This window comes from Pseudomonas sp. xss_4 (assembly GCF_043104125.1).
Classification (GTDB): Bacteria; Pseudomonadota; Gammaproteobacteria; order Pseudomonadales; family Pseudomonadaceae; genus Aquipseudomonas; species Aquipseudomonas parafulva_B.
Genome location: NZ_JBICKJ010000009.1, coordinates 1 through 15,669, shown reverse-complemented (window position 1 = coordinate 15,669; position 15,669 = coordinate 1). Strand labels below are relative to the sequence as shown.

15 protein-coding genes are annotated in these 15,669 nt (G+C 64.0%); 14 read left to right on the top strand and 1 reads right to left on the bottom strand.

Features of this window, described 5'->3' with window-relative positions:
* Positions 1 to 160 precede the first annotated feature (160 nt).
* The 14 genes from ACF8GB_RS00710 (at position 161) to ACF8GB_RS00645 (ending at position 14,167) form a co-directional block, all read left to right on the top strand.
* Entirely contained in the window at positions 161 to 1,186 is a 1,026-nt protein-coding gene (locus ACF8GB_RS00710; protein WP_058602677.1) for an NAD(P)H-dependent glycerol-3-phosphate dehydrogenase, read from the top strand.
* 36 nt (positions 1,187 to 1,222) lie between these two features.
* Positions 1,223 to 1,570 carry a DUF4389 domain-containing protein gene (locus ACF8GB_RS00705; RefSeq protein WP_058602678.1) on the top strand — a complete coding sequence of 116 codons (348 nt, stop codon included), beginning with the start codon at positions 1,223 to 1,225 and terminating at the stop codon, positions 1,568 to 1,570.
* On the top strand, positions 1,567 to 2,025 hold the full coding sequence (gene sixA, locus ACF8GB_RS00700; RefSeq protein WP_078478820.1) for a phosphohistidine phosphatase SixA: 459 nt from the start codon (positions 1,567 to 1,569) through the stop codon (positions 2,023 to 2,025). Before ACF8GB_RS00705 ends, sixA begins: the two co-directional genes overlap by 4 nt.
* A gap of 132 nt (positions 2,026 to 2,157) precedes the next feature.
* Positions 2,158 to 2,532 carry a hypothetical protein gene (locus ACF8GB_RS00695; RefSeq protein ID WP_058639964.1) on the top strand — a complete coding sequence of 125 codons (375 nt, stop codon included), beginning with the start codon at positions 2,158 to 2,160 and terminating at the stop codon, positions 2,530 to 2,532.
* Between the two features lie 91 nt (positions 2,533 to 2,623).
* On the top strand, positions 2,624 to 3,412 hold the full coding sequence (locus tag ACF8GB_RS00690) for an alpha/beta fold hydrolase (protein ID WP_058639962.1): 789 nt from the start codon (positions 2,624 to 2,626) through the stop codon (positions 3,410 to 3,412).
* Entirely contained in the window at positions 3,409 to 4,263 is an 855-nt protein-coding gene (locus tag ACF8GB_RS00685) for an alpha/beta hydrolase (RefSeq protein WP_196121902.1), read from the top strand. The genes ACF8GB_RS00690 and ACF8GB_RS00685 overlap by 4 nt, the downstream gene beginning before the upstream one ends.
* A 109-nt stretch (positions 4,264 to 4,372) precedes the next feature.
* Positions 4,373 to 5,167 (top strand): DUF4892 domain-containing protein, encoded by a 795-nt coding sequence (locus ACF8GB_RS00680; RefSeq protein WP_392526436.1) that lies wholly within the window; start codon positions 4,373 to 4,375, stop codon positions 5,165 to 5,167.
* Between the two features lie 11 nt (positions 5,168 to 5,178).
* Entirely contained in the window at positions 5,179 to 6,228 is a 1,050-nt protein-coding gene (locus tag ACF8GB_RS00675; protein WP_392526435.1) for an AI-2E family transporter, read from the top strand.
* Between the two features lie 134 nt (positions 6,229 to 6,362).
* Positions 6,363 to 6,452, top strand: coding sequence for a K(+)-transporting ATPase subunit F (kdpF, locus tag ACF8GB_RS00670; protein ID WP_058639621.1), 90 nt, complete (start codon positions 6,363 to 6,365; stop codon positions 6,450 to 6,452).
* A gap of 10 nt (positions 6,453 to 6,462) precedes the next feature.
* The gene (kdpA, locus tag ACF8GB_RS00665) at positions 6,463 to 8,157 is read left to right on the top strand and encodes a potassium-transporting ATPase subunit KdpA (RefSeq protein WP_392526434.1); all 1,695 of its coding nucleotides are present in this window, start codon (positions 6,463 to 6,465) and stop codon (positions 8,155 to 8,157) included.
* A 9-nt stretch (positions 8,158 to 8,166) separates the two neighbouring features.
* Positions 8,167 to 10,221 carry a potassium-transporting ATPase subunit KdpB gene (gene kdpB, locus ACF8GB_RS00660; RefSeq protein WP_392526433.1) on the top strand — a complete coding sequence of 685 codons (2,055 nt, stop codon included), beginning with the start codon at positions 8,167 to 8,169 and terminating at the stop codon, positions 10,219 to 10,221.
* A 10-nt stretch (positions 10,222 to 10,231) separates the two neighbouring features.
* On the top strand, positions 10,232 to 10,798 hold the full coding sequence (gene kdpC / locus ACF8GB_RS00655) for a potassium-transporting ATPase subunit KdpC (protein ID WP_326384104.1): 567 nt from the start codon (positions 10,232 to 10,234) through the stop codon (positions 10,796 to 10,798).
* A 22-nt stretch (positions 10,799 to 10,820) separates the two neighbouring features.
* Positions 10,821 to 13,475: a DUF4118 domain-containing protein gene (locus tag ACF8GB_RS00650; protein WP_392526432.1), complete on the top strand. Its 2,655-nt coding sequence runs from the start codon at positions 10,821 to 10,823 to the stop codon at positions 13,473 to 13,475.
* On the top strand, positions 13,472 to 14,167 hold the full coding sequence (locus ACF8GB_RS00645; protein ID WP_078478813.1) for a response regulator: 696 nt from the start codon (positions 13,472 to 13,474) through the stop codon (positions 14,165 to 14,167). The genes ACF8GB_RS00650 and ACF8GB_RS00645 overlap by 4 nt, the downstream gene beginning before the upstream one ends.
* Positions 14,168 to 14,177: 10 nt before the next feature.
* On the opposite strand, the gene ACF8GB_RS00640 is transcribed toward ACF8GB_RS00645, so the two are convergent.
* Complete coding sequence (locus ACF8GB_RS00640; RefSeq protein ID WP_145257347.1) at positions 14,178 to 15,083, bottom strand: LysR family transcriptional regulator; 906 nt, start codon at positions 15,081 to 15,083, stop codon at positions 14,178 to 14,180.
* Between the last annotated feature and the right edge of the window lie 586 nt (positions 15,084 to 15,669).

Here is a 15,669-nt window from a genome sequence, read left to right as displayed (position 1 = left end):
ACTTTGCCGTTTTGCCAGTGATCTGCGGCGGTATTGATGCTGGCCGATCAGTGGGCATGCACCTGGCCTGGGCGAGCAATGCCCGACCGGCCTTGGCGCAGGGCAGGTGACCCGTATAATGCGCCGGTCGCCATTTATTTTAGGTGTTAACGGATTGGATATGACTGATCAGCAACCTGTTGCAGTTCTGGGCGGCGGCAGCTTCGGCACGGCCGTGGCAAACCTGCTGGCACAGAACGGTGTGCCCGTGCGCCAATGGATGCGCGACCCGGCACAGGCCCAGGCGATGCGTGAGCATCGCGAGAACCCGCGCTACCTCAAGGGCATTGGGCTGCACGAGGGGGTAGAGCCGGTCAATGACCTGCTGGCCACGCTCCAGGCGTGCGACCTGATTTTCGTGGCCTTGCCCTCCAGTGCCTTGCGTAGCGTATTGGCGCCACATGCCGACCTGCTGCGTGGCAAAGGACTGGTCAGCCTCACCAAAGGGATCGAGGCCCAGACGTTCAAGCTGATGAGCCAGATCGTCGAGGAGATCGCCCCGCAGGCGCGCATAGGTGTGCTCTCCGGGCCCAACCTTGCCCGGGAAATTGCCGAGCACGCCCTGACTGCCACTGTGGTGGCCAGCGAAGACGAGCGCCTGTGCCAACAGGTGCAGGCTGTGCTGCATGGCAGGACCTTCCGCGTGTATGCCAGCAGTGACCGTTTTGGCGTGGAACTCGGTGGCGCCCTGAAGAACGTCTACGCCATCATCGCTGGCATGGCCGTGGCGCTGGGCATGGGCGAGAACACCAAGAGCATGCTGATCACCCGCGCACTGGCCGAGATGACCCGCTTTGCAGTCAGTCAGGGCGCCAACCCCATGACCTTCCTGGGCCTGGCCGGCGTGGGCGACCTGATCGTCACCTGCTCCTCACCCAAGAGTCGTAACTACCAGGTGGGCTACGCGCTCGGCCAAGGGCTGAGCCTGGATGAGGCGGTGAGTCGGCTGGGGGAAGTGGCAGAGGGCGTCAACACCCTCAAGGTACTCAAGGCCAAGGCCCAGCAGGCGCAGGTGTACATGCCCCTGGTCGCCGGCCTGCATGCCATCCTGTTCGAAGGCCGCACGTTGAATCAGGTGATCGAGCACCTGATGAGCGCCGAGCCGAAGACCGATGTCGATTTCATTTCCACCAGCGGCTTCAACTGAACCCTGATAACCCTGGCAAACGGCAAGGAGCGACACATGAACGATACCCCTGAACATGCCCAGCGCGAGTCCCTGATCCTGCGCGTGGTCTGGATGCTGGTTTTCCTGGTGGTCTGGCAATTGGCCGAGTTGCTGCTGGCCGGTCTGGTAGTAGTCCAGTTGATCTATCGACTGATCTACGGTGCGCCCAGCGCCAGCGTGATGGACGTTGGCGATAGCCTGAGCCAGTACCTGGCTCAGATCGGACGTTTCGGCACCTTCCATACCGATCAGAAGCCCTGGCCGTTTGCCGATTGGCCAGCACCACGCCCGGCGGACGGCGAGGCGCCCCATGTGGCGCGCGCGCCTGCGCCTGCTGAACCTGACCGAGAGCCCAAGCTGTGAACCTGTGGGTGTTGCGCCACGGTGAAGCCGAGCCGCGAGCCACCCGCGATGCCGAGCGGCGCTTGACCGCGCGCGGTCACGAGCAGGTTCTGCACAGCGCTGCACACCTGGCAGGCAAGCCACTGCAGGCGATCATTGCCAGCCCTTATGTTCGGGCGCAGCAGAGCGCTGCGTTGGTCCATGAGGCATTGGGGTTTAGCGAGCCGGTACGCACGGTGCCGTGGCTGATGCCCGAGAGCGATGTGCAACACACGATCGGCCAGATTGAACGCCTTGGTCTGGATCACGTGCTGCTGGTCAGCCACCAGCCGTTGGTCGGCCACCTAGTCGGGTTGCTCGAGCACGGTCACCTGCAGCGGCCGGCCGCCATGGGCACGGCAAGCCTAGCGGAGCTAGAAGGGGATTGGCCCTTGGCGGGATTGATGTCGCTGCGCGCCTTGCACATGTCCTGCTGATTGCCTGCGCTGGCTACGTCATACAGGTTTGCAATGGAGGCAACTGGCATTTTTGTTAGTTGTTTCAATCGATTGCGACTTGCTAGCTTAGTCACAAAGAACAGGCATAAGGTTGGGTCGATGACGGGCGAAATGTTGAAATTGTTGTGCTCGCTGAACCTGCAAACCACCACGGAGAAGGTCGAGCAAGGCATCGCCCTGGACCACGCCCAGCACAGCTTGCTGCGGGAGGTCTCCGACGCCAAGTTCTATCACCTGATGCGCAAGATCGAGGCGAACACGGCGCTTGAGGAAGGTCGACGTCAGCAAGCCGAGCAGGAACTGCTTGCCTTGCAGCTAGCCTGCACCCGCGTGGCCCACCTGATACAAACCAGCTGCCTGGCGCTGCGCAGATTGGATCTTGACGCTGAAGACCAGCGTCTGGCGCGCGAGGCGCTGGAAAGCCAGCAAGCCTTCATCAAGGCGTGTCTGCGCCGCTCGCTGGGTAGCTTTGATCGATCGGCCTGACCTGATCGCCCTTGCCGATGACCTTTCCGAACGTTGCCTGGGGCTTGGTGGACAACCACAATGGGCCACTCTCTGCGCCCGGAAGCCCACCATGCCGCAACCGATATTCTTTGCCCATGCCAATGGGTTTCCGTCGGCAACCTACGGCAAGTTGTTCGCCGCCCTGGCGCCGGACTACTCTGTGCAGAGCTTGCCCCAGCACGGCCACGATCCGCGCTTTCCGGTAGACGCCAACTGGCAGAGCCTGGTGGACGAGCTGTTGTACCACCTTGAGCAGCAGCCAGGCCCCGTATGGGGTGTGGGACATTCGTTAGGGGGTGTTCTGCATTTGCATGCCGCCCTGCGGCGACCTGAGCTCTACCGGGGCGTGGTCATGCTCGACTCGCCCGTGCTGACCCGCGCAGACCAGTGGCTGCTGCGCGCTGCCAAGCACCTGGGCTTGATCGACCGCATTACCCCGGCCGGCCGGACGCTAGGTCGGCGCGCCGAATTCGAAGATCGGCTCAGTGCCCGTTCCTATTTCGCCAGCCGATCACTGTTCCGCCACTTCGACCCCGACTGCCTGGATGCCTACGTCGAGCATGGCCTGCACGAGCATCAGCACGCGCTGTGCCTGCGCTTCGATCCTGCTATCGAAATCAGCATCTATCGCAACGTACCCCACCTGAGCCCTGCGCCTGTTCAGCAGTTGCACCTGCCGCTGGCCATGGTCCGTGGTCAGGCCAGTACCGTGGTGCGTCGTCATCATGCCTTGGCGGTGCGGGGCATGCCGAAGGGGGAATATCACAGCGTTCCGGGTGGCCACATGTTCCCGCTTGAGCACCCGGAAGATACCGCCAGCCTGATCAAGGGCCTGTTCGATCGGTGGGGTCAGGCATGAATATCCAGGTCGAAGACATACGCTTGAACCTTGGCCATATCGAGCTGGCCGGCCACGTGTTCGGCCCCGAGGACGGCCTGCCGGTGATCGCATTGCACGGCTGGCTGGACAACGCCAACAGCTTCGCGCGCCTGGCGCCCCGCCTTCGGGGCCTGCGCATCGTGGCCTTGGACATGGCCGGTCATGGCCATTCGCAACATCGTCCGCCGGGTGCCGGCTACGCGCTGGCCGACTACGCCTACGACATCGTGCGCGCAGCCGAGCAACTTGGCTGGGAGCGCTTCGCCCTGCTGGGGCATTCACTGGGCGCTATCATCAGCGTGCAACTGGCCGCCGCATTGCCCGAGCGTGTCAGCCACCTGGCGCTCATCGATGGCCTCATCCCGCCTACCGGTGAGGAGCAGGATGCTGCCGAGCGGCTCGGGATGGCGCTGCGCGCCCAGATGCGCCTCGATACCAAGCGCAAGTCGGTGTACAGCACCCAGGACCAAGGCGTGGAGGCACGCATGAAGGGCATGGTCGCGGTGAGCCGCGAAGCGGCCGAGCTGCTGGCCCAGCGTGGGCTGATGCCCGTGGCCGGTGGCTACAGCTGGCGCAGCGACAGTCGCCTGACCTTGCCCTCGCCGATGCGCCTGACGCAAGCCCAGGCGATGGCCTACGTGCGGCACGTCAAGTGCCCCGGCTGCCTGGTGGTGGCAGCGCAGGGTATGCTGGCGCGTCGCGAGGGGTTGCTTGAGCAGCTACCCTTTGAACAGGTGACCTTGCCCGGTGGCCATCACCTGCACCTGAACGATGAGCAGGGCGCAACGCTTGTAGCAGACTGTTTCAATCGCTTCTTTGGCTTTGCTTGACTTGCACCGGACAAGTGTCGAGGCTTGGCGGGTTGATCAGGGAGACAACCATGCAATTGCCAGACATGTACATGCTTCACCTTGACGCCGAGCGCCGCGTGGGCCGCCTATGAATGCGCCTGCCGCCTTGCGTTGCCTGTTGGCCTTCAGCGCGCTGCTTGCCAGCACCACGCTCTGGGCCGGCAGCCTGCCAGTGCCAGTGGACGCCAAGGTTGTCGATCAGCGCCCGGCTGTGGAGCAGGAGCGCGTCTATCCATTGGGGCCACTGCGCAAGATTAGCGGCCGCCTGCGGGTGGAGGATAAAGTAGAGAGCCGTGGCCAGGTCAGTTCCACCACCTATGAGCTGCCGGTTGAGCGCTCCGCGCGGGAGGCTTTCACGCGCGCGCGCGAGGCCTTGCAGCAAGACGGCGGGTATCCGTTGTTCTGGTGCCAGGGCCGCGACTGTGGCGAGGCTAGCCTGTGGGCCAACGATGTCTTTGCCAATGCTCGGCTCAATGGTGGCGATGAGCGCCAGGCGTTCATCCTGCTGCGCCGCTCTGCCGAGCAGGCCGATACGTTGGTCGCACTCTACAGCGTGACCCGTGGTAATCGCCGGGCCTACCTGCATGTGGAGGAGTTCGTCGCCGCCAGCCCGTTGGGTGAACTGCTGCCTACTGCTGCAACCGTGCTGCGTGAAATGCGTGACACCGGCAAGCTCGATTATCCTGATCTGAGCGAGCCGCAGCCGGCCTGGGCAACCCTGCTTGCACGCAGCCTCAATCTGGACAGCACCTTGCGCGCCACCCTGAGCGGTGCCCAGGCCGAGGCCTGGCGTGAAGCACTGATAAAGGCCGGTGTACGCAGCGCTCGCCTGGAGCTCGGCGATTCGCCGACCGATGGCCTGCACCTCGAACTGATCCGTTGACGGGCAAGACCATGGTTGACAATGATCGCCTGCTGATCCAGATCCTTTTGCTGGCATTGCTAGGCGCCGGCCTATGGGTCATGGCCCCCTTCATTTCGGCGCTGCTGTGGGGCGCCATCCTCGCATTCGCCAGCTGGCCCTTGATGCGGTTCCTGACCCGCGTGCTGGGTGGGCGCGAAACCCTTGCCGCCGGATTGTTGACCAGCGCCTGGATCCTCATCGTGGCGCTGCCCTTGGTCTGGCTGGGCTTCAACCTGGCCGACCACATTCGTGATGCGACCTTGTTCGTGCGTGATGTGCAGGTCGATGGCCTGCCGGATGCGCCTGTGTGGCTGGTCGACATCCCGTTGGTAGGCGAACGCATGGCCAGCTGGTGGTCGTCGCTGGACCAGCAGGGCGCCGCGCTGCTGGCATCGGTCAAACCCTACTTGGGGCAGGTGGGCAACTGGCTCCTGGCCCGCAGCGCGCAGATCGGAAGTGGCGTGCTGGAACTCACCCTGAGCCTGGTCTTCGTGTTCTTCTTCTACCGCGACGGGCCGCGGCTCTCGGCGTTCGTGCTTCGGCTGCTGCACCGGCTGACCGGCGAGCGCGCCGAGTATTACCTGAACCTGGTGGCCGGCACGGTACAACGGGTGGTCAATGGCGTGATCGGTACGGCGGCGGCGCAAGCCCTGCTCGCGTTGATCGGCTTTCTCATCGCAGGCGTGCCGGGTGCCATCGTGCTTGGTTTGATCACCTTCATGCTCAGCCTGATCCCCATGGGCCCGCCGCTGGCCTGGCTGCCGGTGACCGGCTGGCTGATCTGGAAGGGTGACTACGGCATGGCGATCTTCATGGGTATCTGGGGCACCTTCGTGATCAGTGGCGTGGACAACGTGCTCAAGCCCTACCTGATCAGCCGTGGCGGCGACTTACCGCTCGTGATCGTGTTGCTCGGCGTGTTCGGCGGCCTGATTGCCTTCGGCTTCATCGGCCTGTTCATCGGCCCGACGTTACTGGCCATCGGCTACAGCCTGCTGCTGGACTGGAGTCGCAACGTGCAGCCTACCCCGACTGCCTAGGCCTGCCGCCTGGTCGAGCATGTTTCTTTACGTGTTCTTTATGCCAGGCCTGCCCCCACGATCTCGAGCCTTTACGCTGGCCTGACCGAAAATCCCCCTAAAGCGGCCGCAGCCGCATTAAAGGGGATTGATTCATGAACTTGCTCGAAGGGTTGTCACTGCTGATCGCGGTGGCCATGGCGGTGTACCTGCTGACGGCGCTACTACGCGCCGATCGCAGCTAAGGGGGCGCCAATGCACGCCTACGATATCGCCTTGCTGATGGCCTTCTTCGCCATTGTCCTGCTACCGGCCCCTTGGCTGGGAAGGTACTACTTCAATGTCATGGAAGGCCGGCGCACCTGGCTTACGCCATTACTGGGACCGATTGAAAATGTCTGTTACCGGGTGGCTGGGGTCTGCCCATCGCAGCAGCAGGGCTGGCGCCACTATGCCCTGGCGCTTCTGATCTTCAATTTAGTTGGGTTCCTACTGCTGTTCGGCGCGCTGGTGGCCCAAGGCCTTCTGCCATTGAATCCGCAGCGCTTACCCGGCCTTGAGTGGTCGCTGGCCTTCAACACCGCGGTCAGCTTCGTGACCAACACCAACTGGCAGGCCTACAGTGGCGAGGCCTCCATCAGCTACCTGAACCAGATGCTCGGCCTGACCGTGCAGAACTTCATCAGTGCGGCCACGGGCCTGGCCGTGCTGGTAGCCTTGTGCCGTGGTATCGCCCGTCGCAGCAGTGCGGCCTTGGGCAATTTCTGGGTGGACATGACCCGGGCCACGCTTTATGGGCTGTTACCCCTGTCCCTGCTACTGGCGCTGCTGTTGGTATGGCAGGGCGTGCCCCAGACCTTTAGCGACTATGCCCATGCCCTGACATTGCAAGGGGCCGAGCAGCTGATCCCGCTCGGCCCGGCAGCCAGCCAGATTGCGATCAAGCAACTGGGTACCAACGGCGGTGGCTTCTTCGGCGTCAACTCGGCGCATCCGTTTGAAAACCCGACAGCGTGGAGCAACCTGTTCGAGGTGTCGGCGATCATCCTGATTCCCGTGGCGCTGGTGTTCATGTTCGGCCATTACGTGAAAGACCTGCGCCAGAGCCGCGCCATTGTGGCCTGCATGCTTGCATTGTTTCTGGTCGGCGGCGCATCGGCTTTGTGGTCCGAACACCAGCCCAACCCGGCGCTGCACGTCAGCGAGGTGGAGCAGGCAGCCCCTCTGGAAGGCAAGGAAAGTCGCTTCGGTATCACGGGTTCGGTGTTGTGGACAGTCACTACCACTGCAGCCTCCAACGGTTCGGTCAATGCCATGCACGACAGCCTCAACCCACTGACAGGCATGGTGGCCATGGTCAACATGATGGTCGGCGAAGTCATCTTCGGCGGCGTCGGGGCAGGCCTGTACGGCATGTTGCTGTTCGTGCTGATCGCAGTGTTCCTGTGCGGGCTGATGATCGGCCGCACGCCGGAGTACCTGGGCAAGAAGCTTCAAGCCCGCGAGGTACAGCTGCTGATGGCGACGTTGCTGGTGATGCCGGTCGGCGTGCTGGTACTGGCCGCCGTCGCTGCCAGCCTGCCAGGGCCGGCCACAGCGGTGAGCAACCCTGGCGCCCATGGCTTCAGTCAGTTGCTTTATGCCTATACCTCCGGGGCCGCCAATAACGGGTCGGCCTTCGCAGGCTTTGGCGCCAACACGGTGTTTCACAACCTCATGATCGGTCTGGCGATGCTGATCGGCCGTTTCGGTTACATCCTGCCTGTCCTGGCGCTGGCTGGGAGCCTGGCAGCCAAGCCACAGGCACCTCAAGGCCCCAACAGCTTTCCCACCCAAGGGCCACTGTTCACCCTCCTGCTGCTGCTGACCATCCTGCTGGTAGGCGGGCTGACCTTCCTGCCGACCTTGGCCTTGGGGCCGGTTGCCGACCATTTGAGCCAGGCCTATTGAGAGATGACCATGAACATGCCCATTCCAGAGATCAAGGCCCAACCAGACGCAGTAGCCCAGACGCGGCTGGCCGCGCTGTGGCGGCCAGCGTTGCTGCAGGCGTTGCTCAAGCTCGATCCACGTCAACTCAAACGCTCACCGGTCATGCTGGTGGTGGCCATTACGGCCTTACTGACCACCGTGCTGTGCCTGGCCCCGGCCAATGGCGTCACCCCAGGCGTTGCGGTGCAGATCGCAGCCTGGCTGTGGTTCACCGTGCTGTTCGCCAACTTCGCCGAGGCCCTGGCCGAAGGCCGGGGTAAAGCCCGAGCCGACAGCCTCAAAGCCGGCAGCCAGGGGCTCTCGGCCAGGCGTCGCAATCCGGATGGCAGCTTCGACAACGTGCCGGCTGTATCCCTGCGCAAGGGTGATGTAGTCCGGGTGGAGGCTGGCGAGATGATCCCCGCCGACGCCGAGGTGATAGAAGGTATCGCTGCCGTCAACGAGGCAGCCATCACCGGGGAATCTGCGCCCGTCATTCGGGAGTCAGGCGGCGATCGTTCGGCGGTGACCGGCAATACCCGTCTGGTGTCGGACTGGCTGCTGATCCGCATCGCCAGCAACCCCGGTGACTCCACCCTGGACCGTATGATCGCCCTGGTCGAGGGCGCGCGCCGGCAGAAAACGCCCAACGAGATCGCCCTGGACATGCTGTTGATCGGCCTGACCCTGGTGTTTCTGATTGTGGTGGTGACCCTGCAACCCTTTGCTCACTTCGCTGGGGGCAGCTTGCCGCTGATTTTTCTGGCCGCGTTGTTCGTCACACTCATTCCCACCACCATCGGCGGCTTGCTCTCTGCCATCGGCATCGCCGGCATGGACCGCCTTGTGCGCCTCAACGTCATCGCACGTTCAGGGCGCGCCGTGGAAGCCGCAGGCGACGTGCACACCTTGATGCTGGACAAGACCGGTACCATCACCTTCGGTAACCGCCGCTGCAGCGCACTGTACGCCGCGCCCGGTGTGACCGCCCGTGAGCTGGGGGAGGGGGCCTTGCTGGCTTCGCTGGCCGATGACACGGCAGAGGGCAAGTCGATCGTCGAGTACCTGCACCAGCTTCATGATTTCGTCGAACCGGCGGCCGGGCACTACCAACCGGTAGCCTTCACGGCCCAGACACGCCTGTCTGGTATCGACCTGGGGCCACGTCGTTATCGAAAAGGCGCCGTCGATGCGCTCCTTGCCTTCGTCGAGATGCAGCGCGCGGACATGCCGACAGCCCTTGCCCGAGAGGTAGAGCGCATTGCCCAGTCAGGCGGTACGCCGTTGCTGGTGTGCCTCGACAAGCGTCTGCTGGGCGTGATTCACCTCAAGGATGTGGTCAAGCCTGGCATTCGCGAACGCTTTGCCGAACTGCGCAAGCTGGGTATCAGGACCGTCATGGTCACTGGCGACAACCCGCTCACGGCAGCCGCCATCGCGGCCGAAGCGGGCGTGGATGATGTGTTGGCAGAGGCAACACCGGAGAAAAAACTGGCGCGCATTCGCCAGGAGCAGCAAGACGGCCGTCTGGTGGCCATGTGCGGCGATGGTGCCAACGACGCGCCAGCTCTGGCCCAGGCGGATGTGGGTATGGCCATGAACGATGGCACCCAGGCTGCACGGGAGGCGGCCAACATGGTCGATCTGGACAGCGACCCGACCAAACTGTTGGACGTGGTGCAGGTTGGCAAGGCGCTGCTCATCACCCGTGGGGCGTTGACGACCTTTTCCATCGCCAACGACGTGGCCAAGTACTTCGCCATCCTGCCAGCGTTGTTCGCGGTGATTTATCCGCAGCTGGGGGTGCTCAACGTCATGCAGCTGGCAAGCCCGCAGAGCGCGATCCTGTCGGCCATCGTGTTCAACGCACTGATTATCGTCGTGCTCATTCCGTTGGCCTTGCGTGGGGTGCAGGTACAGGCTGCCAGTGCTGCGCAGCTGCTCAGGCGCAACCTGCTGATCTACGGGCTGGGCGGCATCATCGTACCGTTCGCCGGCATCAAGGTCATCGACCTGCTGCTCAACGCCTTGCACCTGGTCTGAGGAGGCCATCATGACTGCATACCTACGCCCGGCTCTGAGCCTGGTTCTGTCGATGACCTTCCTGACAGGTGCGCTGTACCCCCTGGCAGTCACCGGTATTGCCCAGGTGGCGTTCCCCTACCAAGCCAATGGTAGCCTGGTGCAAGACGAGCAGGGTCGCGTGCGCGGCTCTGCCTTGATCGCCCAGCGCTTCGAGGGTGACGGTTGGTTTCATTCCCGTCCCTCGGCAGGTGATTTCGCGACCGTGGCCAGCAGCGCCAGCAACCTTGCCCCTGGCAACCCAGCCTTGATGCAGCGTGTTCAGGCACAGGCAGCCGCGCTGCACCAGCCAGAGCAGGGGCCGGTCCCACTGGCGCTGGTCACAACCTCGGGCAGTGGGCTGGACCCACACCTGCCGCCGCTGGCCGTGGCCTATCAGTTGCCACGGGTAGCCGCCGCCCGACATCTACCCATCGAACGCTTGCAGGGTCTGCTCGAAGCCGCCACGCTGCGCCCATTGGTGGGCCCTGCGGTGGTCAACGTCCTGGCCCTGAACCAGGCACTGGAAAGGATGAGCCGTTCGGGCCAGGGCCTGTGACCCTTGCTGTGAAGGAAACCCCATGAGTGATTCCGACCGCGCCGATGCGCTGCTGGCAGATTTCCCAAAGCCGGGGCGAGGGCGGCTGAAGGTGTTTCTTGGCGCCGCGCCCGGTGTCGGCAAGACCTTCGCCATGCTCACCCATGCCCATGCCCAGCAGCGCATGGGCCGCCAAGTGCTGGTAGGCGTGGTCGAAACCCACGGGCGTGCCGAAACCGAAGCCCTGTTGGCGGGCCTGCCCCAGCAACCGCTGTTGCGCACCCGTTACCGGGGCGTGACCCTGCACGAAATGGACCTGGATGGGGTGCTCAGTACCCCGGGCAGCCTTGTGCTGGTGGACGAACTGGCTCACAGCAACGCGCCGGGCAGCCGCCACGCCAAGCGCTGGCAGGATGTGCAGGAACTGCTAGCCGCTGGTATCGACGTCTACACCACAGTCAATGTCCAGCACCTGGAGAGCCTCAACGACAAAGTGCGCGACATCACCGGTGTTTTGGTGCGTGAAACGGTGCCGGACTGGGTGGTACACGAAGCGTTCGACCTGTTGCTGGTGGACCTGCCGCCACGCGACCTGCTCGAACGGCTGCGCGAAGGTAAGGTGTACGTGCCTGAGCAAGCGAGGGCGGCCATCGACGCATTCTTTTCCCAGCGCAACCTCAGCGCGCTGCGGGAACTGGCCATGCAGGCCGCTGCCGCCCAGGTCGATACCGACGCCGCCCAGGGCTATCGCCAGGGCGGCACTGCAGCGCCAGCGCTGCGCGGGCGCTTGCTGGTCGGGGTAGATGGCGACGACCAGGCTGAGCGCCTGGTGCGTCATGCCAGTCGCGTGGCGCAGCGTCGGCACTTGCCCTGGAGCCTGGTCCACGTGGACAACGGGCGCCTGCACGACGAGAACGGGCGCCAGCGAATACAAGCCGCCCAGCAACTGGCCGAGCGCCTGGGTGGGGAGGTGGTCGTGCTGCGCGCTGCGGAGGTGGCTCGTACGCTGATCGAGCATGCCCGAGAGCGGCGTGCCAGCCTGGTACTGGTAGGGCAGTCCCGTGACCGGTGGCGCCGCCGACTGTTCGGCGCAGGTGTCGCTGCACGGCTGCTGCGGGGCAGTCATGGTCTGGAGGTCAATGTGCTCGATCGCGACGTCCAGCGCTCGGCACCCAAGCCCGCAGCCCGGTATGTGTGGGCATGGCGACATTACCTGTTGGCGCTGGCCGCGACCGTCCTGGCGGCGGGCCTGGCCTGGGCGGTGACCAGCGTGCTGGCGTTGCCCAACATTTCCCTGGTGTTTCTGGCAGCGGTGCTGCTGGTGGCAGTGCGCACCAGCCTTGGGCCCGCCCTGGCTTGTGCGATGCTGTCCTTCCTGGCGTACGATTATCTGTTCATTGCGCCCAACTTTTCCCTGAGTATCCAGCGCGAAGAGGACGTGCTGACCCTGGTGTTTTTCCTGCTGATGGCCGCGCTCACGGGTAACCTTGCCGCGCGCCAGCGCAGTCAGTTGCAGGCCCTGCGTGAAACCCAGGCGCAAACCATCCAGTTGCTGGACCTGTCTCGCCGCCTGACCGGAGCCACGGACCGTCAGGCGGTGCTGGAGGCTGCGCACCAGCACCTCGATGGCCGGCTTGGCTTGCAGGTCTGCATCCTGCAGCGCGACGAGCATGGCCAACTGCACGTAGCCAGCGGCGACCCCACTTCTTTTACCGACAACGAGCGCGCAGCGGCGCAGTGGGCCTGGCAGCACGACCAGGCGGCCGGATTTGGTAGCGATACACTGCCCGAAGGGCGTTGGTGGTGGTGGCCCTTGACCGTGGACAGCCAGCCTTTGGCCTTGATGGGCGTGGCTCAGTGCGCAGGCCAGGCGCTCAGTGGCCCCGAGCGGCGATTGCTGCGTGGCTTGGCGCAGCCAGTGGCCCAGGCCCTGGCCCGGGCACAGCTGTCCGAGCAGTTAGAGGCGGCGCGTCTGCACGGCGAGACCGAACAGCTGCGCAGTGCATTGCTGGCCTCCGTATCCCACGACTTGCGCACGCCGCTCACGTCCATGCGCGGCAGCATCGACAGCTTGCTGGCGTTGGGGGAGGTCATTGCCGAATCGGATCGGCGTGAACTGCTCGAAGGCACCCGCGACGAAGCGGAACGGTTGGACCGCTACATCCAGAACCTGCTGGACATGACCCGCTTGGGGCACGGCAGTCTCAAGCTGGCTCGGGACTGGGTAGCGCCTGCCGACATCGTGGGCAGCGCGCTGCATCGACTGCGGGCCGTGCTGGCACCCCTGAACCTAATTATCCAGGTGCCATCCAACTTGCCACTGCTTTTCGTGCACGCCGCGTTGATCGAGCAGGCCCTGGTCAACGTGCTTGAGAACGCCGCGCGGTTTTCGCCTGCTCAAGGGCGCCTGCGTGTCGAGGTGACGGTGCTTGACCAACAGTTGCATATCGCCGTCAGCGATGAAGGCCCTGGCATCGCCCTGGCGGACCGGGACAAGGTCTTCGACATGTTCTACACCGCTGCACGCGGTGATCGCGGTGGCCAGGGCACGGGCCTGGGCTTGGCAATCTGCCAGGGCATGGTCGGGGCGCATGGCGGTCAGGTCAGGGTTGGAGAGGGCACAGATGGTGTTGGCACCTGCATGACCTTATGCTTGCCGCTGCCTACCCAACCGGACACTGGAAGCGACGTGCCATGAGCCAGACCGCCACCTTGCTGGTCATCGATGACGAGCCTCAGATCCGCAAATTCCTGCGCATCAGCCTAGCTTCCCAGGGCTATAAAGTCCTTGAAGCGGAGAACGGCACCCAGGGGCTGGCGCAGGCTGCCTTGGGTAAGCCTGACCTGGTGGTCCTCGACCTTGGCCTGCCGGACATGGACGGGCAGCAGGTGCTGCGCGAACTGCGCCAGTGGAGCACGGTGCCGGTGATGGTCTTGTCGGTACGCGCCAGCGAAGTACAGAAGGTCGACGCCCTGGACGCCGGCGCCAATGACTATGTGACCAAGCCGTTTGGCATTCAGGAGTTTCTTGCACGCGTTCGTGCCCTGCTCAGGCAGGTGCCGCAGAGGGGCAGCGCGCCGGCCTGCGTCAGTATCGGGCCGCTGACCGTCGATCTTGCCTTGCGACGCGTGACCCTGGAAGACGCCGATGTGACTTTGACCCGCAAGGAATATGCCCTATTGGCGCAACTTGCGAGCCATCCCGGGCGCGTCATCACTCAGCAGCAACTGCTCAAGGACATCTGGGGGCCAACCCATGTGGGTGACACGCATTATTTGCGCATCGTGGTCGGGCACCTGCGGCAGAAGCTTGGCGATGACCCGATGGCGCCGCGCTTCATCGCCACCGAGGCAGGGGTAGGGTACCGATTGCTCGCCCCGGTGCAGTGAGCGGCCTGGCTCAGGCCCTGGGCGGGTCCTTTTCGAATAGCTTGCGGACGCTGTCCAGGTAGTGCCGTGCGCCGAGGCCCAAGGGTCGAGGCTTGATCCAGATGATGTCCACCCACAGGCGCAGGCGACTGGCCATGTTGTCAAAGCGCACCTCAGCCAGCGCGCCCGAGGCGATGAGCGGCTCGACCAGGGGCTGCGGCAGATAGGCCCAGCCAAGGCCTGAGTGCACCAGCTCCAGTGTGGCCAGGTAGCTATCGGTCAGCCAGATGCGCCGGGACAGCACCATGCGCGGGTCGGAGCCGGTGGGGTTGCCGGAGGCGACGATGATCTGCCGCTGTTCGGCGAAGGTCTCTTCGGGCAGGGGCAAGGCGCCCTGCATGCCGGCGGGGTGACGGGGGGAGGCGACTGCCACCAGTAGCTGACTGCCGGCTTCGAGAAACGACTCACGCTCATCGATACCTGGGCGTTCGAAGACCAGTGCCAGTTGCACGGTACCGTCATGCAGCAAGCGGATGGCCTCGCGCTGGCTGGCCGAGCGCACCTCCACTTCCAGGCCAGGAAAGGCCTGCGCCAAGGCGTGTAGTGGTTGGCTCCAGGGCCCTGTTTGCAGTTCGGGTGCCATGGCGATGGTCAGGCGTTTTTCCAACCCTTGATGCAGTTGCAGGGCCTGAGCATCGAGCAGGTTCAGCTGGCAGATCACCTGCCTGGCCTGCGACTCCAGCGCCAGCGCTGCGCTGGTGGGTAAGGCTTTGCGGGTGGTACGGTCGAACAGCGGCAGGTCCAGTTCTGCCTCCAGTTGCGCGATGGCCATGCTGATCGCGGATGGCACCCGGCCCAGCTTGCGCGCTGCAGCGGAAAAAGACCCGGCCTCCAGCACGGCCAGGAAGATCGTCAAGGAGTCACTGGTGAAGGCCATGCGGGTGCCTGCTGATGAGCCGATTGGGTGGGGCGAGGGTAATGCTGGGGCGGGGGGATTGCTACCGCCTACCGGGCCTTCAATGCCCATCTATTAGATTCGTCCTGGAACTGGAGCTACAGTTTAAGCCCAAGATGCCGTTGCCGTTGCCGTTGCCGTTGCCGTTGCCGTTGCCGTTGCCGTTGCCGTTGCCGTTGCCGTTGCCGTTGCCGTTGCCGTTGCTTTGGCTTTTGCTTCTAAGCGCGCGGTAGCTCAGGCGCCGCAGATCGCGACTTCAGGAGGCTGAGCGCAGGGCTTGCGGAGGGAGGTGACAGGCATGGATGCCTGTCAAGCGCTGGGCCCCAGGATGGGGCCTACAGCGCGGTCCTCCCGGGAGCAAGCCCGGAGTGAGGGAACCCCGGAGCGCAGCGTAGGGGCCGGATGATAGGAGCAGGCGGTTTTTGCTCACTTTTTGACAAGACAAAAAGTGAGCCGCCGTAAGGGCGGAAAGGTGACTGTGCGCCACCCGCGGCAATGAATACCAACTTGCTGTGCGCGCCCACGCTTTCAAGTTTCAAGTTTCAAGTTTGATTGCGTTGGCGTGGGT

Bases quoted from the DNA above. Each gene is read 5' to 3' on its own strand.
- ACF8GB_RS00710 (WP_058602677.1), top strand. From the start codon at position 161: ATGACTGATCAGCAACCTGTTGCAGTTCTGGGCGGCGGCAGCTTCGGC.
- ACF8GB_RS00705 (WP_058602678.1), top strand. From the start codon at position 1,223: ATGAACGATACCCCTGAACATGCCCAGCGCGAGTCCCTGATCCTGCGC.
- ACF8GB_RS00695 (WP_058639964.1), top strand. From the start codon at position 2,158: ATGTTGAAATTGTTGTGCTCGCTGAACCTGCAAACCACCACGGAGAAG.
- ACF8GB_RS00690 (WP_058639962.1), top strand. From the start codon at position 2,624: ATGCCGCAACCGATATTCTTTGCCCATGCCAATGGGTTTCCGTCGGCA.
- ACF8GB_RS00685 (WP_196121902.1), top strand. From the start codon at position 3,409: ATGAATATCCAGGTCGAAGACATACGCTTGAACCTTGGCCATATCGAG.
- ACF8GB_RS00680 (WP_392526436.1), top strand. From the start codon at position 4,373: ATGAATGCGCCTGCCGCCTTGCGTTGCCTGTTGGCCTTCAGCGCGCTG.
- ACF8GB_RS00675 (WP_392526435.1), top strand. From the start codon at position 5,179: ATGGTTGACAATGATCGCCTGCTGATCCAGATCCTTTTGCTGGCATTG.
- kdpF (WP_058639621.1), top strand. From the start codon at position 6,363: ATGAACTTGCTCGAAGGGTTGTCACTGCTGATCGCGGTGGCCATGGCG.
- kdpA (WP_392526434.1), top strand. From the start codon at position 6,463: ATGCACGCCTACGATATCGCCTTGCTGATGGCCTTCTTCGCCATTGTC.
- kdpB (WP_392526433.1), top strand. From the start codon at position 8,167: ATGAACATGCCCATTCCAGAGATCAAGGCCCAACCAGACGCAGTAGCC.
- kdpC (WP_326384104.1), top strand. From the start codon at position 10,232: ATGACTGCATACCTACGCCCGGCTCTGAGCCTGGTTCTGTCGATGACC.
- ACF8GB_RS00650 (WP_392526432.1), top strand. From the start codon at position 10,821: ATGAGTGATTCCGACCGCGCCGATGCGCTGCTGGCAGATTTCCCAAAG.
- ACF8GB_RS00645 (WP_078478813.1), top strand. From the start codon at position 13,472: ATGAGCCAGACCGCCACCTTGCTGGTCATCGATGACGAGCCTCAGATC.
- ACF8GB_RS00640 (WP_145257347.1), bottom strand. From the start codon at position 15,083: ATGGCCTTCACCAGTGACTCCTTGACGATCTTCCTGGCCGTGCTGGAG.